General features: G+C 60.6%; 25 protein-coding genes. 15 read left to right on the top strand and 10 right to left on the bottom strand.

Features of this window, described 5'->3' with window-relative positions:
* Positions 1–16 precede the first annotated feature (16 nt).
* From JQF37_RS10650 to JQF37_RS10670, 5 genes are all read left to right on the top strand, one after another.
* A complete protein-coding gene (locus JQF37_RS10650; protein ID WP_130207297.1) occupies positions 17–394 on the top strand; it encodes a DUF971 domain-containing protein in 378 nt (125 codons plus the stop codon).
* A gap of 259 nt (positions 395–653) precedes the next feature.
* Complete coding sequence (gene phaC, locus JQF37_RS10655; protein ID WP_130207299.1) at positions 654–2,333, top strand: class II poly(R)-hydroxyalkanoic acid synthase; 1,680 nt, start codon at positions 654–656, stop codon at positions 2,331–2,333.
* A 157-nt stretch (positions 2,334–2,490) separates the two neighbouring features.
* Positions 2,491–3,345, top strand: a complete 855-nt coding sequence (phaZ, locus tag JQF37_RS10660; protein ID WP_130207301.1) for a poly(3-hydroxyalkanoate) depolymerase — start codon at positions 2,491–2,493, stop codon at positions 3,343–3,345.
* A 112-nt stretch (positions 3,346–3,457) separates the two neighbouring features.
* Positions 3,458–5,140: a class II poly(R)-hydroxyalkanoic acid synthase gene (gene phaC / locus JQF37_RS10665; protein WP_130207303.1), complete on the top strand. Its 1,683-nt coding sequence runs from the start codon at positions 3,458–3,460 to the stop codon at positions 5,138–5,140.
* Positions 5,141–5,199: 59 nt separating this feature from the next.
* The gene (locus JQF37_RS10670; RefSeq protein WP_130207305.1) at positions 5,200–5,820 is read left to right on the top strand and encodes a TetR/AcrR family transcriptional regulator; all 621 of its coding nucleotides are present in this window, start codon (positions 5,200–5,202) and stop codon (positions 5,818–5,820) included.
* Positions 5,821–6,015: 195 nt separating this feature from the next.
* Here JQF37_RS10670 and JQF37_RS10675 read toward each other — a convergent pair whose 3' ends face one another.
* The 3 genes from JQF37_RS10675 to JQF37_RS10685 all read right to left on the bottom strand — a co-directional run bounded on the left by JQF37_RS10675 (position 6,016) and on the right by JQF37_RS10685 (position 7,823).
* Positions 6,016–6,870 (bottom strand): phasin family protein, encoded by an 855-nt coding sequence (locus tag JQF37_RS10675; RefSeq protein ID WP_130207307.1) that lies wholly within the window; start codon positions 6,868–6,870, stop codon positions 6,016–6,018.
* 10 nt (positions 6,871–6,880) lie between these two features.
* Positions 6,881–7,303, bottom strand: a complete 423-nt coding sequence (locus JQF37_RS10680; protein ID WP_090465668.1) for a phasin family protein — start codon at positions 7,301–7,303, stop codon at positions 6,881–6,883.
* A 244-nt stretch (positions 7,304–7,547) separates the two neighbouring features.
* A complete protein-coding gene (locus tag JQF37_RS10685) occupies positions 7,548–7,823 on the bottom strand; it encodes a polyhydroxyalkanoic acid system family protein (protein WP_130207309.1) in 276 nt (91 codons plus the stop codon).
* A 155-nt stretch (positions 7,824–7,978) separates the two neighbouring features.
* Between JQF37_RS10685 and ubiE the strand changes: the two genes are divergently transcribed.
* From ubiE to JQF37_RS10735, 10 genes are all read left to right on the top strand, one after another.
* Entirely contained in the window at positions 7,979–8,749 is a 771-nt protein-coding gene (ubiE, locus tag JQF37_RS10690; protein ID WP_007989286.1) for a bifunctional demethylmenaquinone methyltransferase/2-methoxy-6-polyprenyl-1,4-benzoquinol methylase UbiE, read from the top strand.
* Positions 8,749–9,372: an SCP2 domain-containing protein gene (locus JQF37_RS10695; RefSeq protein WP_130207311.1), complete on the top strand. Its 624-nt coding sequence runs from the start codon at positions 8,749–8,751 to the stop codon at positions 9,370–9,372. Before ubiE ends, JQF37_RS10695 begins: the two co-directional genes overlap by 1 nt.
* Positions 9,369–10,973 (top strand): ubiquinone biosynthesis regulatory protein kinase UbiB, encoded by a 1,605-nt coding sequence (gene ubiB, locus JQF37_RS10700; RefSeq protein WP_130207313.1) that lies wholly within the window; start codon positions 9,369–9,371, stop codon positions 10,971–10,973. Before JQF37_RS10695 ends, ubiB begins: the two co-directional genes overlap by 4 nt.
* An 81-nt stretch (positions 10,974–11,054) precedes the next feature.
* Complete coding sequence (gene hisI / locus JQF37_RS10705; RefSeq protein ID WP_130207315.1) at positions 11,055–11,456, top strand: phosphoribosyl-AMP cyclohydrolase; 402 nt, start codon at positions 11,055–11,057, stop codon at positions 11,454–11,456.
* Positions 11,449–11,781, top strand: a complete 333-nt coding sequence (locus JQF37_RS10710; RefSeq protein WP_047536426.1) for a phosphoribosyl-ATP diphosphatase — start codon at positions 11,449–11,451, stop codon at positions 11,779–11,781. Before hisI ends, JQF37_RS10710 begins: the two co-directional genes overlap by 8 nt.
* A gap of 25 nt (positions 11,782–11,806) precedes the next feature.
* Positions 11,807–12,079 (top strand): twin-arginine translocase TatA/TatE family subunit, encoded by a 273-nt coding sequence (locus tag JQF37_RS10715; RefSeq protein ID WP_103404461.1) that lies wholly within the window; start codon positions 11,807–11,809, stop codon positions 12,077–12,079.
* Positions 12,080–12,089: 10 nt separating this feature from the next.
* Positions 12,090–12,518 (top strand): Sec-independent protein translocase protein TatB, encoded by a 429-nt coding sequence (gene tatB, locus JQF37_RS10720; protein ID WP_130207317.1) that lies wholly within the window; start codon positions 12,090–12,092, stop codon positions 12,516–12,518.
* Positions 12,515–13,309, top strand: coding sequence for a twin-arginine translocase subunit TatC (gene tatC / locus JQF37_RS10725; RefSeq protein WP_130207319.1), 795 nt, complete (start codon positions 12,515–12,517; stop codon positions 13,307–13,309). Before tatB ends, tatC begins: the two co-directional genes overlap by 4 nt.
* The gene (locus JQF37_RS10730; RefSeq protein WP_047536419.1) at positions 13,306–14,013 is read left to right on the top strand and encodes a 16S rRNA (uracil(1498)-N(3))-methyltransferase; all 708 of its coding nucleotides are present in this window, start codon (positions 13,306–13,308) and stop codon (positions 14,011–14,013) included. The genes tatC and JQF37_RS10730 overlap by 4 nt, the downstream gene beginning before the upstream one ends.
* Positions 14,014–14,145: 132 nt before the next feature.
* The gene (locus tag JQF37_RS10735) at positions 14,146–16,062 is read left to right on the top strand and encodes a methyl-accepting chemotaxis protein (RefSeq protein ID WP_130207321.1); all 1,917 of its coding nucleotides are present in this window, start codon (positions 14,146–14,148) and stop codon (positions 16,060–16,062) included.
* Positions 16,063–16,205: 143 nt separating this feature from the next.
* Here JQF37_RS10735 and JQF37_RS10740 read toward each other — a convergent pair whose 3' ends face one another.
* The 7 genes from JQF37_RS10740 to pip form a co-directional block, all read right to left on the bottom strand.
* Positions 16,206–16,940 carry an amino acid ABC transporter ATP-binding protein gene (locus tag JQF37_RS10740; RefSeq protein WP_103404456.1) on the bottom strand — a complete coding sequence of 245 codons (735 nt, stop codon included), beginning with the start codon at positions 16,938–16,940 and terminating at the stop codon, positions 16,206–16,208.
* Entirely contained in the window at positions 16,933–17,892 is a 960-nt protein-coding gene (locus JQF37_RS10745; protein ID WP_130207323.1) for an amino acid ABC transporter permease, read from the bottom strand. The genes JQF37_RS10740 and JQF37_RS10745 overlap by 8 nt, the downstream gene beginning before the upstream one ends.
* Before the next feature lie 162 nt (positions 17,893–18,054).
* Positions 18,055–18,852 carry a transporter substrate-binding domain-containing protein gene (locus JQF37_RS10750; RefSeq protein ID WP_130207325.1) on the bottom strand — a complete coding sequence of 266 codons (798 nt, stop codon included), beginning with the start codon at positions 18,850–18,852 and terminating at the stop codon, positions 18,055–18,057.
* Between the two features lie 223 nt (positions 18,853–19,075).
* Positions 19,076–21,646 carry a glucans biosynthesis glucosyltransferase MdoH gene (gene mdoH, locus JQF37_RS10755; RefSeq protein WP_130207327.1) on the bottom strand — a complete coding sequence of 857 codons (2,571 nt, stop codon included), beginning with the start codon at positions 21,644–21,646 and terminating at the stop codon, positions 19,076–19,078.
* Positions 21,639–23,453, bottom strand: a complete 1,815-nt coding sequence (locus JQF37_RS10760) for a glucan biosynthesis protein G (protein ID WP_130207329.1) — start codon at positions 23,451–23,453, stop codon at positions 21,639–21,641. The genes mdoH and JQF37_RS10760 overlap by 8 nt, the downstream gene beginning before the upstream one ends.
* 321 nt (positions 23,454–23,774) lie before the next feature.
* Positions 23,775–24,212: a D-aminoacyl-tRNA deacylase gene (dtd, locus tag JQF37_RS10765; protein WP_059181779.1), complete on the bottom strand. Its 438-nt coding sequence runs from the start codon at positions 24,210–24,212 to the stop codon at positions 23,775–23,777.
* On the bottom strand, positions 24,209–25,180 hold the full coding sequence (pip, locus tag JQF37_RS10770; RefSeq protein ID WP_130207331.1) for a prolyl aminopeptidase: 972 nt from the start codon (positions 25,178–25,180) through the stop codon (positions 24,209–24,211). Before pip ends, dtd begins: the two co-directional genes overlap by 4 nt.
* Positions 25,181–25,241 lie beyond the last annotated feature (61 nt).

Below are 25,241 nucleotides of genomic sequence, written 5' to 3' on the forward strand. Positions count from 1 at the left end.
TAACGGAACTCAGGTCATGACCCAACTCCCCACCGACATCAAACTGCACAAAGCCTCGAAAACCCTGACGCTCAAATATGCGTCCGGCGAGGAATTCACCCTGCCCGCCGAATTCCTTCGCGTGCACTCTCCTTCCGCCGAAGTCCAGGGCCACGGCAAACCCATCCTGCAATTTGGCAAGATCAACGTAGGCCTGAGCAAGATAGAACCGGCCGGTCAGTACGCACTGAAATTGACCTTCGACGACGGCCACGACAGCGGCCTGTTCACCTGGGAATACCTCTATGAACTGGGGCGACGTCATGACGCACTCTGGGAGGATTATCTTGCCGAGCTCAAAGCCGCCGGAAAAACCCGCGACCCGAACGAATCCGTCGTCAAGCTGATGCTCTAGCCTGAGCCTCTTGCTCTTTAGAGGGCATTTTCTAATTTCATCTGTTTGAATGCTTGGCCGTAAGGTCAGTCATTGGCCTGCTTGCGAAAAAAATTAAACTCGGGTAACCAATGGAGCTGGCAAGTTCCCTGCAGTGTTCTCTGCGAAACAAAAGCAGCGATGCAGCACTAACGGTCACCCGAGCAGTAGTACCTGGCATTGGCTGTGTAACTGCACAGCAGGCCCCGGGTACTCGTCTCAGGACAATGGAGCGTCGTAGATGAGTAACAAGAATAACGATGACTTGAAGTATCAGGCCTCGGAAAACACCTTGGGACTGAATCCTGTCGTTGGACTGCGTGGAAAGGATCTACTGGCTTCTGCTCGAATGGTGCTCAGGCAGGCCATCAAACAACCGGTGCACAGCGCCAGGCATGTTGCGCACTTCGGCCTTGAACTCAAGAACGTGCTGTTCGGCAAATCCACACTGCAACCGAGCAGCGATGACCGTCGCTTCGCCGATCCGGCCTGGAGCCAGAACCCCCTTTATAAACGCTATCTGCAAACCTACCTGGCGTGGCGCAAGGAACTCCACGACTGGATCGATGACAGCAAACTCTCGGCCAGTGACGCCGCTCGCGGGCACTTCGTGATCAACCTCATGACCGAAGCCATGGCCCCGACCAACACGGCGGCCAACCCGGCGGCCGTCAAACGCTTCTTCGAAACCGGCGGCAAGAGCCTGCTCGATGGTCTTTCGCATCTGGCCAAGGACCTCGTGCACAACGGCGGCATGCCGAGCCAGGTCAACATGGGTGCGTTCGAGGTCGGCAAGAGCCTCGGCGTGACCGATGGTGCGGTGGTTTTTCGCAACGATGTGCTGGAGCTGATCCAGTACAAGCCGATTACCGAGCAGGTCCACGAGCGTCCATTGCTGGTGGTGCCGCCACAGATCAACAAGTTCTACGTTTTCGACCTGAGCCCGGACAAGAGCCTGGCGCGGTTCTGCCTGCGCAACAATGTGCAGACCTTCATCGTCAGCTGGCGCAACCCGACCAAGGAACAGCGCGAATGGGGTCTGTCGACCTACATCGAGGCGCTCAAGGAAGCGGTCGACGTGGTCACCGCCATCACCGGCAGCAAAGATGTGAACATGCTCGGCGCCTGCTCCGGTGGCATCACCTGCACCGCCCTGCTGGGCCACTACGCGGCAATCGGCGAGAACAAGGTCAACGCCCTCACCCTGCTGGTCAGCGTGCTCGATACCACACTGGACAGCGATGTCGCCCTGTTCGTCGACGAGCAGACCCTCGAAGCCGCCAAGCGCCACTCCTACCAGGCCGGCGTACTGGAAGGCCGCGACATGGCAAAAGTCTTTGCGTGGATGCGTCCCAACGACCTGATCTGGAACTACTGGGTCAACAACTACCTGCTGGGCAACGAACCGCCGGTGTTCGACATCCTGTTCTGGAACAACGACACCACCCGATTGCCCGCCGCGTTCCATGGCGACCTGATCGAGATGTTCAAAAACAACCCGCTGATTCGCCCCAATGCACTGGAAGTGTGCGGCACGCCCATCGACCTGAAGCAGGTCACGGCCGACATCTTTTCCCTGGCCGGCACCAACGACCACATCACCCCGTGGAAGTCCTGCTACAAGTCGGCGCAACTGTTCGGCGGCAATGTCGAGTTCGTGCTGTCCAGCAGCGGGCATATCCAGAGCATCCTGAACCCGCCGGGCAATCCGAAATCCCGTTACATGACCAGCACCGAAATGGCTGCCAATGCCGAAGAGTGGCAAGAGAATTCCACCAAGCACACCGACTCCTGGTGGCTGCACTGGCAGGCCTGGCAGGCCCAGCGTTCGGGCGAACTGAAAAAGGCCCCGGCGAAGCTGGGCAACAAGGCTTATCCGGCGGGCGAGACTGCGCCAGGCACATACGTACACGAGCGGTAACTGACACACCCCGCTCCTCCTGTAGGAGCGAGCTCGCTCGCGATGGACGTTAACGATGACGCGGGGCACCTGAACGACCGCGTTGCCCGGACATTCTTCGCGAGCAGGCTCGCTCCTACAGGGGGTCGGGGATGAATTCATAAACAGGGCCAGAAGCATGCCGCAACCGTTCATATTTCGTACCGTCGACCTGGATGGCCAGACCCTCCGCACGGCGGTACGCCCCGGCAAGCCTCACTTGACGCCCTTGCTGATTTTCAACGGCATCGGCGCCAACCTGGAGCTGGTGTTTCCGTTCGTCGCGGCACTGGACCCGGACCTGGAAGTCATCGCTTTCGACGTGCCCGGTGTCGGTGGCTCTTCGACGCCGAATCGACCGTATCGCTTTCCGGGCCTGGCCAAACTGACGGCACGCATGCTCGACTACCTCGATTACGGGCAGGTCAATGTCATTGGTGTGTCCTGGGGCGGCGCCCTTGCCCAACAGTTCGCCTACGACTATCCGGAGCGCTGCAAGAAACTGGTGCTGGCCGCCACTGCGGCCGGCGCGGTGATGGTGCCGGGCAAGCCGAAAGTGCTGTGGATGATGGCCAGTCCGAGGCGCTACATCCAGCCCTCGCACGTGATCCGCATTGCACCGATGATCTACGGCGGCTCATTTCGCCGCGACCCGACACTGGCCGCGAGCCACGCGGCAAAAGTGCGTTCGGCAGGCAAGCTCGGTTACTACTGGCAACTGTTTGCCGGCCTCGGCTGGACCAGCATCCACTGGCTGCACAAGATCAATCAGCCGACCCTGGTACTGGCGGGCGATGACGATCCGTTGATCCCGCTGATCAACATGCGCCTGCTGGCCTGGCGGATTCCCAATGCCCACCTGCACATCATCGATGACGGCCATCTGTTTCTGATCACCCGCGCCGAAGCGGTGGCGCCGATCATCATGAAATTCCTCGAAGAAGAACGACAACGCGCCGTGATGCATCCGCACCCGGCGCCATTGGACGGCTAGCGGCTCATTGACGGGCGGCAGGACGCCGCGCCGCGCAACAACCCGAAACAGCGTCTATGGTGTTTTGGTTCGGTTGTGTGTTTTTGGCCTGAAGACGAAGGAGTGTTGACTCATGCGTGACAAACCAGCGCGGGACACTTTGCCCACTCCCGCCGCGTTCATCAACGCACAGAGTGCGATTACCGGCCTGCGCGGCCGGGATCTGATTTCGACCCTGCGCAGCGTTGCCGCCCATGGCCTGCGAAACCCGGTGCACAGCGCCCGGCACGCCCTGAAACTGGGCGGGCAGCTGGGCCGCGTGCTGCTCGGTGAGACCCTGCACCCGACCAATCCACAGGACAGCCGTTTCGCCGACCCGGCCTGGAGCCTCAACCCGTTTTACCGTCGCAGTTTGCAGGCCTACCTGGCTTGGCAAAAACAGGTCAAGAGCTGGATCGACGACAGCAACATGACCCCGGACGATCGTGCCCGCGCGCATTTCGCCTTCGCCCTGCTCAATGATGCCGTGTCACCGTCCAACAGCCTGCTCAATCCACTGGCGATCAAGGAGATCTTCAACTCCGGCGGCAACAGCCTGGTGCGCGGGATCGGTCACCTGGTGGATGACTTGCTGCACAACGACGGCCTGCCCCGGCAAGTCACCAAACAGGCTTTCGAAGTCGGCAAGACCGTCGCCACCACCACCGGCGCCGTGGTGTTTCGCAACGAGTTGCTGGAGCTGATCCAGTACAAGCCGATGAGCGAAAAGCAGTATTCCAAGCCGCTGCTGGTGGTGCCGCCGCAGATCAACAAGTACTACATTTTCGACCTGAGCCCGCACAACAGCTTCGTCCAGTTCGCCCTCAAGAACAGCCTGCAAACCTTCGTGATCAGCTGGCGCAACCCGGATGTGCGTCACCGCGAATGGGGCCTGTCGACCTACGTCGAGGCGGTTGAAGAAGCCATTAATGTGTGCCGGGCGATCACCGGTGCCCGTGAGGTCAACCTGATGGGCGCCTGCGCCGGCGGGCTGACCATCGCTGCGTTGCAAGGTCACTTGCAAGCCAAACGGCAACTGCGCCGGGTCTCCAGCGCGACGTATCTGGTGAGCCTGCTCGACAGTCAGCTGGATTCACCAGCAACCCTCTTCGCCGACGAACAGACCCTGGAAGCCGCCAAGCGGCGCTCCTACCAGAAAGGCGTGCTCGACGGTCGCGACATGGCCAAGGTGTTTGCCTGGATGCGCCCCAACGACTTGATCTGGAGCTATTTCGTCAACAACTACCTGTTGGGCAAAGAACCCCCGGCGTTCGACATCCTCTACTGGAACAACGACAACACGCGCCTGCCCGCCGCGCTGCATGGCGACCTGCTGGATTTCTTCAAGCACAACCCGCTCACCCACCCGGGCGGCCTGGAGGTGTGCGGCACGCCGATCGACTTGCAGAAGGTCACCGTCGACAGCTTCAGCGTGGCCGGTATCAACGACCACATCACACCGTGGGACGCGGTGTATCGCTCGACGCTGCTGCTCGGGGGTGATCGCCGCTTCGTGCTGTCCAACAGCGGTCACGTGCAAAGCATCCTCAACCCGCCGAACAACCCGAAAGCCAACTACGTCGAGAACGGCAAACTGAGCAGTGATCCGCGGGCCTGGTACTACGATGCCAAGCACGTCGATGGCAGTTGGTGGACCCCGTGGCTGAGCTGGATTCAGGAACGTTCGGGGGCGCTAAAGGAAACCCAGATGGCCCTCGGCAACCAGAACTATCCACCCATGGAGGCGGCGCCCGGTACTTACGTGCGCGTGCGCTGACACTCAACGACCCACGGCCGCGACCGGCCGTGGCATCACCCGATCAATAAGAAGACTGGATGAAAACCCGCGACCGCATCCTCGAATGTGCCCTGCAGCTGTTCAATCAGAAGGGCGAACCAAACGTCTCCACCATGGAAGTTGCCAACGAAATGGGCATCAGCCCCGGCAACCTCTACTACCACTTCCACGGCAAGGAGCCGCTGATTCTCGGGTTGTTCGAACGCTTCCAGAATGAGCTGGCCCCGCTGCTCGATCCGCCATCGGACGTTGAACTGGCACCGGAAGATTACTGGCTGTTCCTGCACCTGATCGTCGAACGCCTGGCCCACTACCGGTTTCTGTTCCAGGACCTGTCGAACCTGGCCGGCCGCCTGCCGAAGCTGGCCAAGGGCATCCGCAACCTGCTCAATGCACTGAAGCGCACGCTGGCGTCGTTACTGGCGCGATTGAAAGCCCAGGGGCAATTGGTCAGCGACACCCAGGCGCTGGGGCAACTGGTGGAACAGATCACCCTGACGCTGCTGTTCTCGCTGGACTATCAGCGGATTCTCGATCGCGAAGGTGAAGTGCGATTGGTGGTCTACCAGATCATGATGCTGGTGGCGCCGCATCTGCTGCCGCCGATCAAGGTGGCGACGGAGCGCCTGGCGATGCAGTACCTGGAAGAGCACGATTAATGCTGATCACACCTATCCCTGTGCGAGCGAGCCTGCTCGCGATGGCGGTGTGTCAGTAGGCAAAATTTTTGAATGTGATGGCCTCATCGCGAGCAGGGCTCGCTCCCACATCAGGTTTGTGGTGCTTTCAAAATGCTGCACAAACAAAAACGCCCGGCCTTGGCAGGCCGGGCGTTTTCTTGAGCCCTGAAAAAATCAGGACTGACTGGTTGGCGTCGAAGGTGCCGGCGCGGCAGTCGGGGTTACAGCAGGGGTCGGCGCGGTCGCGGAGTTCGACGAGCTGACCGGTGCTGCCGGCGTTGCGGCAGCCACTGCTGGTTTTGGTGCGGCAGCTTTTGGAGCGGCCGGTTTTTTCACCGCTGGTTTCTTCGCAGCGGCAGGTTTTGCTGCTGGTTTGGCCGCTGCGGTTTTCGCCGCAGGCTTGGCGGCGGCAGGCCTGGCAGCAGGTTTAGCGGCGGCTTTTGCGGCAACCGGTTTGGCCGCTGGTTTGGCGGCAGCGGGTTTGGCAGCGGCCGTTTTCGCCGCTGGCTTGGCAGCAGGTTTCGCCGCCGCTTTAGCCAGTGGCTTGGCAGCGGTTTTGGCTGCTGGTTTAGCCGCTGGTTTGGCGGCCGCGGTTTTCGCCGCGACAGGCGCAACCTTGGCACCGGTGAGCTTTTCGATCTGCTTGGTCAGGGTATCGACCTTGCTGTGCAGTGCCTTGACTTCGTTGCGGCTCGGTACGCCCAGGCGCGAGATGGCGCTGTTCAGACGCTTGTCGAAAGCGCCTTCCAGCTCGTCCCACTTGCCCAGAGCACGATCTTTCACGCCGCTGATGCGCGACTTGGCCGAAGAAGCGGAGTCCTTGGCGGCGTCGACAGTTTTGCCAACGGCGCTCTTGGTCAGCTTCTCGGCTTTTTCGCCGTCCTTAACCAATGCATCGAAGAGTTTGCTGCCGTCAGTGTCGATCTTCGAGTACACGCCTAAACCCGCCAGCCAGATTTTTCGGGAGTAGTCTTCGACTTTCCCGATCCACGAGCTGCCTTCTTTTTCAGTATTCTTTTTGCCAGCCATCCCGTTCTCCTTAAGATTTACGCGCGACGCGTTCGAGCAATGCCGTCAGCTCATCGAGCTTGGCAGAGAGTGTCTCAACGTCATGTTTAGACGGAATGCCGATACGATTCAAGGCACTTGCGACACGCGTGTCGAACGCCTTCTCCACTTTGTCGAGTTGAACTTCGACCTTGCCTTTGAAAGTGCGCACTTCGTCTTTGGCTTCATCGATCTCGGCATTCGCCGCTTCAAGCTTCTCAGTGACTGCTTTTTTGCCTTTCTTTTCAACAGTTTGACCAGCCTTGATCAACTCTTGAAAGTAGTCGCTGCCCTCTTGGCCAACCTTGGTGTAGGCACCCAGGCCTGCCAGCCAGATCTTGCGGGCATAGGATTTGACGTCGCTCAGGGCGGTGGTCGATGCGTCGATTTTTTTCTTCAAAATAACTTTGGCCATGGTGCACCTCACGCGCAAAAGGTTTGAGGAACTGCCCGTGAAAGTGTCGGGCTCTGGCACAAAGTAGGGAGAAAAATTAGAAACGGCACCCTAACAACTGACATAAATCTTCGGGATCACCGTCAACAAATGTGGGAGCGAGCCTGCTCGCGATAGCGGTGCATCAGTCGATGATTAATGCTGACTGACATACCGTCATCGCGAGCAAGCTCGCTCCCACAGGGAATTTCGTTTCAACCAGAGATCAGACCAAGGCTTTATCCAGCGCCTTTTCGATTTCCGATTTGATCATGCCGCTCATGGCCGACATCATCAGGCCCAGTTCCACATCGACCTTGATCGAATCGTCACTGACATGCACCGCGCCTTTCACACCCGAGCGCTTGAGGTTCAAGGTGTCGCCAGACCACTGCGGCTCCAGGCCATATTGATCGGACAGTTTCTGCGCCAGCTTGTTGGCCTTCTCGCGAGCCGCTTCCTTACCCAGGCCGTGGGCACGCTCAACACTAATATGGGCCATCGAATGACTCCTGCTTTATGAATGCTTGTTCGGTGAATCTTGACCACTGATGCGGCAAAACGTCCCGAGGGTGATCCATCTTACCTTCAGCCTTGCCAAGACAAAGCATCCCTTGGGGATTAGAATGTCGCGCATTCTATTTTGGTGACAGCGATATGACTGATCAGCGCAAAGGCAGCGATGCCGAACCCACCACTCACTTCGGCTTCAAAAACGTTCCGGAAAGCCAGAAAGCGGAAAAAGTCGCTGAGGTTTTCCATTCGGTAGCCGCCAAGTACGACTTGATGAACGACCTCCTGTCGGGCGGCATGCACCGCCTGTGGAAGCGTTTTGCGATCGAATTGTCGGGTGTACGCACAGGCAATCGCGTGCTGGACATCGCCGGCGGTACCGGCGACCTGACCCGCAAGTTCTCGCACCTCGTTGGCCCGACCGGTCAGGTGGTGCTGGCGGATATCAATGAATCCATGCTCAAGGTCGGTCGTGACCGCCTGCTGGACCTGGGTGTGGCCGGCAACGTCGAATTCGTCCAGGCCGATGCGGAAAAACTGCCGTTCCCGGACAACCACTTCGACTGCGTGACCATCGCCTTCGGCCTGCGCAACGTCACCCACAAGGAAGACGCCCTGCGCTCGATGCTCCGTGTACTCAAGCCAGGCGGCCGCCTGCTGGTGCTGGAGTTCTCCAAGCCGACCAACGCGCTGATGTCCAAAGCCTACGACGCCTATTCGTTCGCCTTCATGCCGCTGATGGGCAAGCTGATCACCAACGATTCGGAAAGCTATCGCTACCTGGCCGAATCGATCCGCATGCACCCGAATCAGGAAACCCTGAAGTCAATGATGGTCGAGGCCGGTTTCGACCGCGTGACCTATCACAACATGACCGCAGGCATCGTCGCCCTGCACCGCGGCATCAAGCCCTGATGCTGCTCGCCGGCCTGCTCGCCAGCGTTGAACTCGGTCTGAACCGTGTGCTGCGCCTCGACAGCACGGCGCTGCCGCGGCTGGCGCATTTGAGCGGCAGGGTGATTGCCGTCGATTGCCGCAGCCCGGCGTTTCAATTGTTCATCCTGCCCAGCGACGAAGGCCTGATGCTGGCTTCCCAGTGGGAAACCGGTGCCGACTGCACCTTGCGGGCCCCGGCCTCGAGCCTGCTGAAACTGGCGATGAGCAAGGACAAGACGTCGGTGCTGCATGGGCCCGAGGTCGAGCTCGAGGGTGACAGCGGCGTACTGCTGGAGCTGGCGGCCATCCTTCAGGACCTGGAGCTGGACTGGGAGTACGAACTCTCGCGCTGGCTCGGCCCTGTCGCCACACAACTGGTCGGTGGTCACCTGCGCAGCCGCGCCCGCTGGTATCAGCAAGGGTTCGCCAGCCTGGGCCAGAACCTTGGCGAATACCTGGCCGAAGAATCGCGCACCCTCGTCGGTCAGCGCGAAGCCGAAGCCCGATTCAGTGAACTGGACCAGATCAAGCTCGATCTGGAACGTCTCGAGGCGCGTTTCGAGCGCCTTTCCCGATCCCTCGACCCAAGCGATAACGCATGAAGCTGCTTGCCGTCCGCCGTTTGTTGCGCATCCAGCGCGTCGTGATCCGCTACCGCCTCGATGACCTGCTGTTCGCCCTGCCGCTGCCCTGGTTCCTGCGGGCGCTGCGCTACGCCCTGCCGTGGCGCTGGTTCCCGCGCAAGACGCTGGACCTGAGCCGGGGCGCGCGACTGCGCCTGGCGCTGCAGGACCTGGGGCCGATTTTCATCAAGTTCGGACAGATCCTGTCCACCCGCCGCGACTTGCTGCCCGAAGACATCGCCGATGAACTGATGAAGCTGCAGGACCGCGTCCCGCCGTTCGATTCGCAGCTGTCGGTCAAGCTGATCGAAGAGCAGCTGGGCAAGAAAATCAGCGAAGTCTTCAGCCGTTTCGACGTCGAACCGCTGGCCTCGGCCTCGGTGGCGCAGGTGCACGCCGCGCAACTGAAAACCGGCGAAGAAGTCGTGGTCAAAGTGATTCGTCCAGGGCTGAAACCGGTGATCGCCCAGGATCTGGCGTGGCTGTTCATCCTCGCCCGCGCCGCCGAAAAACTCTCGGCCGATGCGCGCCTGCTGCACCCGGTGGACGTGGTCAGCGACTACGAAAAAACCATCTACGACGAACTCGACCTGCTGCGTGAAGCCGCCAACGCCAGTCAGTTGAAGCGCAACTTTGAAGGTTCGCCGCTGCTGTACGTGCCGCAGGTCTATTGGGACTGGTGCCGCCCGAAAGTGTTGGTGATGGAGCGTATATACGGCATCCAGGTCACCGATCTGGCGACCCTGGCCGACCAGCGCACCGACATGAAGATGCTGGCCGAACGCGGCGTGGAGATTTTCTTCACCCAGGTGTTCCGCGACAGCTTCTTCCACGCCGACATGCACCCCGGCAACATCTTCGTCAGCACCGTGAACCCATGGAGTCCGCAGTACATTGCGATCGACTGCGGCATCGTCGGCAGCCTGACCCCGGAAGACCAGGATTACCTGGCCCGCAACCTGTTCGCGTTCTTCAAGCGTGATTACCGTCGCGTGGCGCAATTGCACATCGATTCGGGCTGGGTGCCGGCGGAAACCAAGCTCAACGAGTTCGAAGCGGCGATCCGTACCGTGTGCGAGCCGATTTTCGAAAAACCGTTAAAAGATATTTCCTTCGGCCAGGTGCTGATGCGCCTGTTCCAGACCGCACGGCGCTTCAACATGGAAGTGCAGCCGCAACTCGTACTGCTGCAAAAAACCCTGCTGAACATCGAGGGCCTGGGTCGTCAGCTGTATCCGGACCTCGACCTGTGGAACACCGCCCAGCCGTTCCTCGAGCGCTGGATGCGCGAGCGGGTCAGTCCCAAAGCCTTGCTCGGCAACGTGCAGAGCCAGTTCGAGCAGATCCCGCACCTGGCCAACATGGCCCGCGACCTGCTCGAGCGCATGTCGCAACCCCATGCCAACGACCCGCCACCACCCTGGCATCGACCTCGCGACGACTGGTTCCTGCGCCTGCTCGGTACCGCGCATCTGGCCGGTGGCGCCCTTCTCGCCGCCGGTGGGCCGTTGAACCAGTTGGCGTATTGGCCGGCCGGCATCATGATGGCCGTCGGCTTGTATCTGGTCGTTCGTCGATAGCCAGTTGCGTGAACGACTGGCACACTGTTTGAACGCTTGGGTTCGACTAATGAAGTGTCGGACCCGCTGTCGGAGTCGAAGATGAAAAACTGGCTGGACGAGATCAAATGGGACGCTGATGGCCTGGTGCCGGCGATTGCCCAGGATCACAAGACCGGGCGCGTCCTGATGATGGCCTGGATGAACCGTGAAGCACTGGAGTTGACCGCCGCCGAGAACCGCGCCATTTACTGGTCGCGCTCCCGTGGCAAGCTGTGGCGCAAGGGCGAAGAGTCCGGCCACGTGCAGACGCTGCACGAAATGCGTCTGGACTGCGACGCCGACGTGATCATCCTGATGGTCGAACAGATCGGCGACATTGCCTGCCATACCGGCCGCCAGAGCTGCTTCTATCGCGTCTTCGAGAACGGCGACTGGACAACCGTCGACCCGGTCCTGAAAGATCCCAATGCCATCTATTCCGCAGGACACAAACATGAGTGACACTCTGACCCGTCTGGCCGCTGTGCTGGAAGAGCGCAAAGGCGCCACTGCCGATAGCTCGTACGTCGCCAGCCTGTACCACAAGGGCTTGAACAAGATTCTGGAAAAAGTCGGCGAAGAGTCGGTCGAAACCATCATTGCCGCCAAGGACGCCGCCATCAGCGGCGACTGCAGCGATGTGATCTACGAAACCGCCGATTTGTGGTTCCACAGCATGGTCATGCTCGCCCAATTGGGGCAGCATCCACAGGCTGTACTCGATGAACTGGACCGTCGCTTCGGTCTGTCCGGACACGCCGAGAAAGCCTCGCGCCCGTCCGCCTGAATAACGACTAGAGAGGAGCAGCAGCATGGGCATTTTTGACTGGAAACACTGGATCGTCATCCTGGTTGTCGTGGTACTGGTGTTCGGCACCAAGAAACTTAAAAACCTCGGCACCGACGTCGGCGAATCGATCAAAGGCTTCCGCAAAGCCATGAACGACGACGAAAAACCGGCCGATCCGACCGCGACGCCGGCCCAGCCTGTTCCGCCCGCTCAACCACAGGCCTCTGTCAATCAGCCGCACACCATCGACGTGCAGGCGCAAAAAGTCGAAGAGCCGATCCGCAAAGACGTGTGAGCACTGACTAATGTTTGGTATCAGCTTCTCTGAACTGCTGCTCGTCGGCCTCGTCGCCCTGCTGGTGCTGGGCCCCGAGCGTCTGCCGGGCGCTGCGCGCACCGCTGGCCTGTGGGTCGGGCGTCTGAAGCGCAGCTTCAACGCGATCAAACAGGAAGTTGAACGTGAAATCGGTGCCGACGAAATTCGTCGGCAACTGCACAACGAGCACATCCTGTCGCTTGAGCAGGAGGCGCGGAAGATCTTCACGCCGACCCAGCAGGAGCCAACGCCGGTGGAGCATGTGGGCGAGCAGTCGATCCACACACCCGCGGCACCCACGCCAACGCCTGCGCCAGCGCCCGTTGTAGCGGCACCTGCGGTTGAACCCGCTGCTCCAGCCGCCGCGCCTGTCGCGCCGGCTCCTCATGACCCCACACTGCCGCCGCGAGCCCCATGAGCGATCTTCCTGAAAACGACCAGCACATGCCGCTGGTTTCGCACCTCACCGAGTTGCGTACCCGCCTGCTGCGCTGCGTAGCGGCGATCTTCGTCATCTTCGCCGGGTTGTTCGCCTTCACCCAGCAGATCTATACCTTCGTCTCGACGCCGCTGCGCGCCTATTTGCCAGCAGGCGCGACGATGATCGCCACCGATGTGTCGTCGCCATTCCTGACGCCGCTGAAACTGACGATGATGGTGTCGCTGTTCCTGGCGATCCCGGTGATCCTGCACCAGATCTGGGGCTTCATCGCGCCGGGCCTGTACAAGCATGAGAAGCGCATTGCAGTGCCCTTGCTGATCTCCAGCATCATGCTGTTCTACACCGGCATGGCGTTCGCCTATTACCTGGTGTTCCCGCTGATCTTCAAATTCTTCGCCGCCGCCACGCCGGCCGGCGTGGAAATGATGACCGACATCACCAGCTACCTCGACTTCGTCATGACGCTGTTCTTCGCCTTCGGCGTCGCGTTCGAGATTCCGGTGGCCGTGGTGCTGCTGGTCTGGATCGGCGTGGTCGACGTCAAATACCTGAAGAAAATCCGCCCGTACGTGATCATCGGCTGCTTCGTGGTCGGCATGATCCTGACGCCGCCGGACATCTTCTCGCAGACCCTGCTGGCCGTACCGATGTGGCTGCTGTTCGAAATCGGCATCCTGTTTGGCAGCCTGGTGAGCAAGCGCGGCGAACATCCGGACGATCTGCCGGCTGACGATCACAACGACCAGCCGCCAGCGACCCAAGCGTGAACCTCCTGCTCCTTGAATCGGCCGACTTCATCGCGGCCGACCGGGTGATCCTGCGTGATCGCCGGTTGACCCACATGCAGGAAGTCCACCGCTGCGAAGTCGGCGACAGCATGCGTGTCGGGCGTATCGACGGGCTGATGGGTTCCGCCGAGGTGTTGCGCCTGGATGCCGATGAGGCGGAATTGCGCGTCACCCTCGACCAGCCACCGCCGGCCAAGCTGCCATTGACCCTGGTGCTGGCCCTGCCACGGCCCAAGATGCTGCGCAGGGTGTTCCAGACCGTGGCGGCCATGGGTGTGCCACGAATCGTGCTGGTCAACAGCTATCGCGTCGAGAAGAGCTTCTGGCAGACCCCGTTCCTGGAACCTGAAGCGATTCGCGAGCAGTTGATCCTCGGCCTCGAGCAGGCCCGGGACAGCGTGCTGCCGCAAGTCGTCATCGAGAAACGCTTCAAGCCGTTCGTCGAAGATCGCCTGCCGGCCATCGTCGAAGGCACCCTTGGCCTCGTCGGCCATCCGGGCCATTACCCGCCCTGCCCGCGCGCGCTGAGCGAACCGGTGACCCTGGCCATCGGTCCGGAGGGTGGCTGGATTCCTTACGAAATCGACTTGTTCGGCAAAGCCGGTTTGCAGCCGGTGCAATTGGGCGAGCGCATCCTGCGGGTTGAGACCGCCGTCACCGCCCTGCTGGCACGACTCTTCTAAACCAGACACTTCCCCCCTGAGCAGGCTCGCCCACAGGCCTTTCATCTGCCACCCGTCGGGCGACGCCTTCAGAACCCGGCTCGCCCGCCGATATACCTTCAAAATCAATATGTTGTTTGAGGGAGTTGCAGCATGTACCCATGGCTGGCCGATAAGCTGGGAAACGTAGGCGTTAATCGCAAATTGGGTATTGGCTTCGGTCTTGTCTTGCTGCTGACGCTGCTGACCACTGTCACCGGCTGGACCGGCCTGAGCGACGTGACAAGCCGCGGCGATAAGCTGGGATTCATTTCCGAAATCAACGACCTGACCAAAGACCTGCGCGTTGCGCGCCTTAACTATGAAATGCAGCATGGCGAACAAGGCACGGGCGCCGTCAGCGAGCAGTTGGTCAAGCTCGACACCAGCCTGCAATCCGCCCGCAAGCTGATCGAACAGCCCGCCGACGCGGCCATGATCGAACAGCAAGTGACCGCCGTCGGCCAATACAAGCAAGCCTTCGCCGCCATGATCCAGGCCGGCGCCAGTCGTGATGACGCCCGCAGCAAACTCGGCGCCACGGCAGACAACGCGGCGGCTCGCGTGGCCGAAGTGGAAAAATCGATGCTGCAGGGCGACAGCGTCAGCGCCTTCAACAGCGTGATCAACCTGAGCAAACTGCTTCAGCAAGCACGCTTCCAGGTTCGCGGCTACACCTACAGCGGCAAGACCGAGGCCGAGCAGCCCGCACTGGATGCCATTGACAACACGCTGAAGTACCTCGAAAACCTGCCATCCACACTGCCGGAACAACACACCGCCAATCTGCAGCAGGCCGCCGAATCCCTCAAAGCCTACCGCGCGGCGGTCAGCCAGTACCGTGATGCCCAGGTCGCCAGCGCCGATGCGCTCCAACGCATGGCAGCGCAAGGTCAGATCCTGATCGACGTCAGCAGGAAGCTCACGATTTCGCAAACGATCGTGCGTGACACCGATGTCGCCCACGCCAAGAACACGTTGCTGTTGGCCACCGCACTGGCGCTCGCCTTTGGCCTGTTCGCCGCGTGGTCGATCACCCGGCAGATCGTGATCCCGCTGGCTCAGACCCTCAAAGTGGCCGAGCACATCGCTGCCGGCGACCTGACCCACAACCTGACCTCCACACGCCAGGACGAATTGGGCCAGTTGCAACGCGCCATTCAGAGCATGACCCTGGGCCTTCGCGAACTGATCGGCGGCATCAGTGATGGTGTCACGCAAATCGCCAGCGCCGCCGAAGAGTTGTCGGCCGTCACCGAGCAGACCAGCGCCGGGGTCAACAGCCAGAAAGTCGAAACCGACCAGGTGGCGACCGCCATGAACGAAATGACCGCCACGGTGCAGGAAGTCGCGCGCAACGCCGAAGAAGCCTCCGAAGCCGCCGTCGCTGCCGACCAGCAGGCCCGTGAAGGCGACAAGGTGGTGGCTGAAGCAATCGCACAGATCGAGCGCCTGGCCCTGGAAGTGGGTCACTCCACCGAGGCCATGGGCGAGCTCAAGCGTGAAAGCGACAAGATCGGCAGCGTCCTCGACGTGATCAAGTCCGTGGCCCAGCAAACCAACCTGCTGGCGCTCAACGCAGCGATCGAAGCGGCGCGCGCGGGTGAGGCCGGGCGCGGTTTTGCCGTGGTCGCCGACGAAGTCCGCAGCCTGGCGCAACGCACCCAGAAATCCACCGAAGAGATCGAAGAACTGATCGTCGGCCTGCAGAGCGGCACCCAGCAAGTGGCGACCATCATGGACAACAGCCGCTGCCTGACCGACAGCAGCGTCGAACTGACCCGCCGCGCCGGCGGCTCACTGGAAAGCATCACCCGCACCGTCTCGGCGATCCAGGCGATGAACCAGCAGATTGCCGCCGCTGCCGAGCAGCAGAGCGCCGTGGCGGAAGAGATCAACCGCAGCGTGCTGAACGTGCGGGATGTGTCGGATCAGACGTCAGCGGCGAGCGAAGAAACGGCGGCGTCCAGCGTTGAGCTGGCGCGGTTGGGGACGCATTTGCAGAGGCTGGTGGGGCGATTCAGGGTTTGAGGTGATTCATCTGCCTCGGTTCGCTTAGAACCGAGGTGATGCAATCGCCAGCAGGCTGGCTCCCACAGTGGATTTTTGGTGTCCACACCAAACCCTGTGGGAGCTAACCTGCTAGCGATTAGCGGCCCCCGAGGCCGCTGCTTTTAAAGGACCTGACGCAGGAAAGCCTGCGCCCGCGGATCCTTCGGTGCATCGAAGAACTCCGCCGGCGAGGCGTCTTCCAGCAATTTGCCGTGATCGAAGAACAGCACCCGGTCCGCCACTTCCCGGGCGAAGCCCATTTCGTGGGTGACGCAAACCATGGTCATGCCTTCCACGGCCAGGTTTTTCATCACGTCCAGCACTTCACCGACCATCTCCGGATCCAGCGCCGACGTCGGCTCATCGAACAGCATGACCTTCGGCTCCATCGCCAGCGCCCGGGCAATCGCCACGCGCTGCTGCTGGCCGCCGGACAGGCGCGAGGGGAACTCGTTGGCCTTCTGCGCGATACCGACCTTCTCCAGCAACGCCATGGCCTTGGCCTCGCGCTCTTTCTTGCCACGCTTGCGCACGACCTTCTGCGCCAGGCAGAGGTTTTCCAGCACGGTCATGTGCGGGAACAGGTTGAAATGCTGAAACACCATGCCGACTTCGCGACGATAGGCATTCACATCGGTTTTCGGGTCGGCCAGCTGCAAACCGTCAATGCTCACCGAACCGGAATCGAATTCTTCCAGGCCATTGAGGCAGCGCAGAAAGGTCGACTTGCCGGAACCGGAGGGGCCGATCACCACCAACACTTCGCCCTTGGCGACGGTTGTGCTGACGTTATCCACCGCGCGCACCACCTGGCCACGGGTGTCGAAGACTTTTACCAGATCGCGGACTTCAATCACTTTGCGCGAGCCTCCGCTCAAGCCGGCTGGCGATTTTCGACAGCGGCAGGTTGATCAACAGGTACAGGCCGGCAACACAGAACAGGATTTCGAACGGCGAAAACGAGGTGGTGATGACTTCGCGACCGCTTTTCAGCAGCTCGGTAATCGCGATCACCGACACCAGTGAGGTGTCCTTGACCAGGCTGATGAACTGCCCGGCCAGGGGCGGCAGCACGCGTTTGAACGCTTGCGGCAACACCACGTGACGCATCGACTGGCCGGCACTCAAACCCAGCGAACGCGCGGCTTCGTTCTGGCCACGGGCGATCGACTGCACGCCGGAACGGATGATTTCCGCCACATAGGCACCCGTGAACAGCGAGAGCGCGGCGATCCCGGCGAACTCCCGGGACAGGTTCATCACCGTACCGATGAAGAAGTAGAAAATGAAAATCTGTACCAGCAACGGCGTACCGCGCACCAGTTCAACGTAAAGGGTCGAGAGGTCGCGCAAGGTCGGGTTGTTCGACAGCCGGCACAGGCCGGTGGCGAGACCGATCAGCAAACCGAGCACGCCGGACACCACCGACAGCCACAAGGTGGTCCACAGCCCCCACAGCAGCGGTCCTGCGGCCCAATGACGGGTCACGCCAATGACATCGCCTTCAGCCACATCATCGCCCTGGGCGACTTGCAGGCTGCTGTCATCGACGATCAGGCGTTGCTCGTCGCCCGCATCGTTGCGCAGGGTCACTTCAGCCTTGTCGCCCTTGCGCACCAGTTCGCTGACGGTGGAGATGTCGGCGGCGCGCTGGGACTCTTCGGCGTGGTAGGCAAAGTATTGCGGAACGCGGTTCCAGCGCCATTCGTAGGACATCAGCGAGGTGGCGTAATACAACGCGCCAGCCAGGCCGATCAGCACCAGCACGGTCAATACGTGCCAGGGCCATTGGGCTTTTTTCTGTTTCATCTGTTTTGCAAGTTCCGAATTCTGTGTCGCATGGCAGGCCGCAATCGCGAGCAAGCTCGCTCCCACAGGGGTTGTGCCGGGCACAAAACCTGTGTTCACCCGGATCAACCGTGGGAGCGAGCTTGCTCGCGATTGCAGCGACGCGGTCTACGTGACCGAGTGTTACTCCATGTCCTTGAGCCACTCGGTGCTCTTGAACCACTTGTCATGGATGCGATCGTAGGTGCCGTCTTCGTGGATCTGGTGCAGGAAGTTGTTGATGAAGTTGATGCTGTCGTAGTCACCCTTCTTCAGACCAAACGCCAGGGGCTCGTAGGTGAACGGCTTGTCGAGGAACACCAGTTTGCCGTTGCCGACCTTGTTCACCGCGACCACGTTGTAAGGCGCGTCGTAGATGAAGGCATCCGCCTTGCCGTTGACCACGTCGAGCACGGCTTCCTGCTCGTTGTCGTAGCCGTGGTATTTGGCTTTGGCGATCAGCTTTTTAGCGACCAATTCGCCCGTCGTGCCGAGTTTGGAGGTGATGCGGTAGTCGGCGGTGTTCAGGTCTTTGTAGGACTTGATGGTGCCTTCCAGCTCCTTGCGGATCAGCAACGTCTGGCCGACCACGATGAAGGGTTCGCTGAAGTTCAGGCGCAGGTTACGTTCCTGGGTCAGGGTCATGCCGCTGCCGATCATGTCGAACTTGTCGGTAAGCAGGGCCGGGATGATGCCGTCGTAACCGGTGGACACCAGCTCCAGCTTGACGCCCATCGCCTTGGACATGGCTTTGAGGAGGTCGACTTCAAAACCGATGATCTCGCCACGCTTGTTGGTCATTTCGAATGGCATGTAGGTCGGGTCCATGCCGACTTTCAAGGTGCCGCGTTTGACCGCGTCATCGATGGCACCGGCCTGTGCCGCGTTGACTGCAACCAATGCCGTGACGCCGACCAGCAGCATCGACAGATACTTCTTCATCTTCAAGCCCCCAAAACCATTGCATTTGCGGCGCCAAATCGACAGTTTTCGAATAAAAACAGACAGATACGGACACAAAACGGTCCGGGCGCACCCATTCGGGGACGGATGCTAACGCACTCGCTCGATTGCACAAGGGTTTAGACAGGATTTGTTGCCTGATGCTGGTGGCCCCATCACTTGCGAACGATCATAAAAAAACCCGCTTTCGCGGGTTTTTTCATCAGGCCAACTGTGGCTGAACGCTCACGGGCTTGAGCGGCAGCAGCGGTGCATGGGGGTCGGCCGTGACCGACTTGCGCCACGCGCCCAGCCACTCCTGGTGACCTTCGCGCCAGACCTGCTCATGCAGGCGAGCCAATGCCACCGGGTCGCTCAACAGTTGCACGCGTTCATTGTTGGTCAGCCCTTCAGGCCCGACTTTCATCGCATGCCGTACCCGCTCGACGCGCAGCCACTCGATCGGTTCCGCCTGACGGTGACGGGAGGTCGCCAGCGAGCACGCCAGGGCGTTCTGCTGAGGGTCGACCACCGCACGGATGAAGCCGTCGTTCAGTGCATGCCAGCGGTTTTCGTGGGTGTACTGGTCAGTGGCCAGCAACGCCTGCGGCGGATTGTATTCCTCGGGGATCAGGAACAGGCTCTCGTCACGGGACTTGAGGCCCAGGCCGACCCGGCTGGAAATCACCGATACCGGGATCGACAGCATCAGGGAGCCGACAATCGGCACCAGCCACCAGAGGAAGCTCGGGTTCAGCCAGATCACCAGCAAGGCCCAGAAGAAGCCGAGCAAGGTTTGCGGACCGTGGCGTTTTACCGCTTCGCTCCATGGCGTGGAGTCGTCGTCACGCTGCGGCGAGTTCCAGGTCGCGGCCCAGCCGAGGAACGCGGCGAGGACGAAACGGGTGTGGAAAATCATCCGCACCGGCGCCAGCAGCATGGAGAACAGCATCTCCAGCAACATGGACAGGGTCACCTTGAACTTGCCACCGAACTCTTTCGCGCCCTTGGCCCAGATCAGGATGATGCTCAACAGCTTCGGCAGGAACAGCAGCACGATGGTGGTCGAGAACAGCGCAATGGCCTTGTCCGGGTGCCATTGTGGCCACAGCGGATAGAGCTGGCGCGGTTCGAGGAAGTACTGCGGCTCCATCAGCGTGTTGACCGCCAGCAGCGCCGTCGACAGCACCAGGAAGAAGAACCACAACGGCGCCGACAGGTAGGACATCACGCCGGTGAGGAACACCGCACGGTGCACCGGGTGCATGCCCTTGACCAGGAACAGACGGAAGTTCATCAGGTTGCCGTGGCACCAGCGACGGTCACGCTTGAGTTCGTCCAGCAGGTTCGGCGGCAGTTCTTCGTAGCTGCCCGGCAAATCATAGGCAATCCACACGCCCCAACCGGCACGGCGCATCAGCGCGGCTTCAACGAAGTCGTGGGACAGAATCGCACCGGCGAACGCGCCTTTACCGGGCAATGGCGCCAGGGCGCAGTGCTCGATGAACGGTTTCATGCGGATGATCGCGTTGTGACCCCAGTAGTGGGATTCGCCCAACTGCCAGAAGTGCAAGCCGGCGGTGAACAGCGGACCGTACACACGGGTGGCGAACTGCTGCATGCGCGCATACAGGGTGTCCATGCCCGACGCACGCGGCGCGGTCTGGATGATCCCGGCGTCCGGCGTGGCTTCCATCAAGCGCACCAGACTGGTCAGGCACTCACCGCTCATCACCGAGTCGGCGTCGAGCACGACCATGTACTTGTAGTCACTGCCCCAACGACGGCAGAAGTCGTCGAGGTTACCGCTCTTGCGCTTGACGCGACGACGGCGGCGGCGATAGAAAATCTTGCCGAAGCCCCCTGCCTCGCGGCAGACATCCAGCCAGGCCTGTTGCTCGGCGACGCAGATATCGGCGTCGTTACTGTCGCTGAGGACGAAGAAGTCGAAGCGATCCAGGTCACCCGTGGCCGCGACCGACTCGAAGGTCGCGCGCAGACCGGCGAATACCCGGGGCACGTCTTCGTTGCAGATCGGCATCACCAGTGCGGTGCGCGCGTCTTTCGGAATCGGCTCATTGCCGGCGCTGGCGCCGGAAATGCGGTACTTGTCGTGACCGGTGAGCAACTCCAGGAAGCCCATCAGCGCCGTCCAGAAACCGGCGGAAACCCAGCAGAACAGAATCCCGAACAGGATCAGGATGCTGGTCTGCAACGCATACGGCAGCACTTGCGTGGCGGTTTGCAGCAGCGGTTGGTGCAGGACTTCTTCGAGGTCGACGAACGACCAGCCCTGATACGGCATGATGCCTTTCATGTACCAGCCAGCCACGATGGTCTGGCCCAGCATCAGCAGCAACAGAATGTAGCGACGGATCGAGCCCACGGTGCGCCAGCGCGCAGCCGGCAGCACACGCTCATCTTTCGGCGGCGCCGGTGGATTGGTGCGACCGGTCAACCGGCGCCAGCCACGCACCAGGATATTGGTGCGCCATGGCTCCGGCACGACTTTGGTCCGACGGATCGGCGGGGTCGCCTTGAGGCAGACCCGACCGTTGGCGTCGAGCACCAGCATTTCGGCGTCCTGCAACTCTTCGGCGGTACTCAGGGTCAGGCGCTTGCCGACCGAAGCCTGGGCGGCATCGGTCGGCGCGTCGAACGTCGAGGACGACAGACGTTCGTGCAGTTCGCTGAAGGACTGGCAGCCCGCGAGTTCCGCGCGCTGCTGGTCGGTCATCGGCAGGTGCGCCAGGTACTCGGACAGAGTCTCTGGCTGTACGTGTGAATTACTCATCGGCAGGCAACTGATAGCTCCAGGTCTCGGTCAGGACTTCTTCAGTCGATGCCGATTCCGGTGTGGCTGGGGCCGCATCGGCAGCGACAGGCTGCTTGGCGTCTTTATTGGCCTTGTCCTTGGCTTCTGCAACCGGCTTGGCGTCAGCCTGTTTGGCCTCGGCCTGCTTGGCTTCCTTGTCCGCTTTCTCCTGTTGTTTGGCGGCGACCTTGTCGGCCTTGGCCACGGAGGAGCTGGAGGCCGGAATCGAAGTCTTGGCCAGGTCGGCAGGCGTGACGTTCTGAACCAGCGCCGCACGCATCTCGGTGGACTTGCTCGGGTCCTTGATCTTCATGCGCAGGGTCAGGCGCCAGCCCTTGGTTTCAGGGTTGTAGCGCACGCTGTTTTCCACCAGCTCGGCATTATCACCAACGCTCACCTGGCTGCGAACGTCCGTATTCTCTGGCAGTGCCGCCAGGGACGGGCCTTCGAAGTCCACCAGGTAGGCGACGCTACCGTCCGGCTGACGAATCAGGTTGGACTGTTTCACGTCACCGGTGGAGCGCAGGGTCTGCTTGACCCAGGCGCTGTCCGGAGCGTGGATGGACGCTTCGTCCATGGTCCAGTGCATACGATATGCGACATCGAGCGGCTGGCCAGGTTCCGGCATTTTTTCCGGACTCCAGAAGGCCACGATATTGTCGTTGGTTTCGTCGGCGGTCGGAATCTCTACCAGATCGACGGAGCCCTTGCCCCAGTCACCTTCCGGTTCGATCCAGGCGCTTGGGCGCTTGTCGTAGCGGTCATCAAGGTCTTCGTAGTGGCTGAAGTCACGACCACGTTGCAGCAAGCCGAACCCGCGTGGATTTTCGACCGAGAAATTACTCACGGACAGGTGTTTCGGGTTGTTCAGCGGACGCCAGATCCACTCGCCATTACCGGCGCGGATCGACAGACCGCTGGAGTCGTGCAGTTCGCGACGGTAGTTCAGCACTTTCGATGGCTGGTTGGCGCCGAACAGATACATGCTGGTCAGCGGTGCAATGCCAAGCTTGGTGACTTTGTCACGCAGGAACATCTGCGCCTTGACGTCGACGATGGTGTCGCTGCCCGGACGCAGGATCAGGCGATAGGCACCGGTCGCCCGTGGCGAATCCAGCAGCGCGAAGATCACCAGGTGCTTGTCGCCCGGCTTGGGCTGTTGAATCCAGAATTCGCGAAAACGCGGGAATTCCTCACCGGATGGCAACGCGGTATCGATCGCCATGCCGCGAGCGGACAAGCCATAGACGTGGCCCTTGCCGACAACGCGGAAATAACTCGCGCCGAGCATGGTCATGATTTCGTCTTGCTTGTCAGCCTTGTTGACCGGGTACAGCACACGGAAACCGGCGTAGCCTAGTTGCTCGGTGGCTTTTGGATCGAATTTCAAATCGCCGAAATCGAAGCGACTTGGGTCGTATTTGATCTCTTCGACGGTGTTCGCCGTGATTTCGTTGATTTTCACCGGCGTATCGAAGTGCATGCCCTGGTGATAGAACGACAGCTTGAACGGGGTTTTCTGGTCCGCCCATTCGGCTTTTTCCGTCAGAAAACGAATTTTCTGATAGTCCGCGAATTTCATCTCGCGGAATTCGTTCGGCAGGTTACTGCGCGGCGCTTCGTATTTTTGCCCGGCCAGTTCTTTTGCCTTGGCCGAGACATCATCCAGATTGAAAGCCCACAGCTGGCCGGCGCTGAGCAAGGTAAGCAGAGCAGAGCCCGCTACCAGAGCGCTACGAAACCGTTTGGCAGACAATTTTGGTGCGTTACAGGGACTAACAATCACGAGCAACCCTCGCCGAAAACAGATCAAAAAACCAACGGCCAGTTAAAGGGTATGTACGGAATCCGGTACGAAAAAACCGGCCTTACAGACCACTCTTGCCAAGTTGGCGAGCATTGTTCCGACTCCGATGGGGCTAAATGATTCCCCAAACGGTTCAGGACAAGTCTCTACCTAAGTCAAAATGGACCAACGAACGCTGATCCCCGTAGCGCGCGATTATCTAGTAGCCCGCGTTACAACGCATCAGGGGTAACAAAGTATTTATCGGGAAAAGCCCCTGTTTTCAGTCGAAAACGGCGCAAAACAGGGTTTCAAGCGGTTTTACGTCTGTAACAGGAAGGTTACCGGGCCGTCATTGACCAGGTGCACCTGCATATCCGCGCCGAATCTACCTGATGCCACAGTGCCATGCACCTGTTTCGCTTTGCCTAATAGATAGTCGAAAAGCTCCTCGCCCAGGGCCGGAGGGGCCGCGGTCGAGAAACTCGGGCGCAACCCGCTCTTGGTGTCGGCGGCCAGGGTGAACTGCGAGACCAGCAGCAACCCGCCACCCACGTCCGCCAGGGACAGATTCATCTTGCCCTCGGCGTCACTGAACACTCGATAGTTAAGCAGCTTATTGAGAAGTTTGTCGGCGCTGGCCCGAGTGTCCTCGGGCTCGACCGCCACCAGCACCAGCAAACCCTGGTCGATTGCTCCGACCACCTCGCCCGCCACCTCGACCCGCGCGCCACGCACGCGCTGCAGCAGGCCCTTCATGCTTCTTCAGGAGCCAGGTCGAGCAGGCGCCGGGCCATCTGATCGGCGGCACGCACCAAGGCGTCGGTAATCCCCGGTTCAGCAGCGGCATGACCGGCGTCACGGATAATTTGCAGCTCGCTGTTCGGCCAGGCCTGGTGCAGTTCCCAGGCGTTATCCAGCGGGCAGATCACGTCATAACGACCGTGGACGATCACCCCGGGTAAATGGGCGATCTTGCCCATGTCGCGAATCAACTGGTTCGGCTCGAGGAATGCGTTGTTGGTGAAGTAGTGGCACTCGATACGGGCGATCGACAGTGCGCGCTGCGGTTCGGAGAAACGATCGACCAACAGCGGATTGGGACGCAGGGTCGCGGTCCGGCCTTCCCAGGTGGACCAGGCCTTGGCCGCATGCATCTGAGCGATTTGATCGTTGCCGGTCAGGCGCTTGTGGAAGGCCGTGAGCAAGTCGTCGCGCTCGTCCAGCGGGATCGGCGCAATGTAGTCCTGCCAGTAATCGGGGAACAGACGGCTGGCACCGGCCTGGTAGAACCACTCGATTTCCTGCGGCCGGCAGAGAAAAATCCCGCGCACGATCAGACCGTGCACACGTTCCGGGTGGGTTTGCGCGTAGGCCAGCGCCAGGGTCGAACCCCAGGAGCCACCGAACAGTACCCATTTTTCAATGCCCAGGTGTTTGCGAATCCGCTCGAGGTCGGCCACCAGATCCCAGGTGGTGTTGTTTTCCAGGCTGGCGTGGGGCGTGGAACGACCACAACCGCGCTGGTCGAAGGTGACGATGCGATACAGATTTGGATCGAAGTAGCAGCGACTCTGGGCGTCACACCCGGCGCCGGGGCCGCCATGGATGAACACGACCGGCAATCCTTCCGGTGAACCGCTTTCGTCGACGTACAGCGTATGGGTTTCATCGACAGCCAGATCATGCCGGGCGTAGGGTTTGATCTGCGGGTACAAAGTCTGCATTGCGCGCTCCGTAAGGGGTCTGGGTCATCCCTGGGGGGACTTCAATTATTCTGCCGTTGGG

The organism is Pseudomonas sp. MIL9 (assembly GCF_016887925.1).
GTDB lineage: Bacteria > Pseudomonadota > Gammaproteobacteria > Pseudomonadales > Pseudomonadaceae > Aquipseudomonas > Aquipseudomonas mohnii.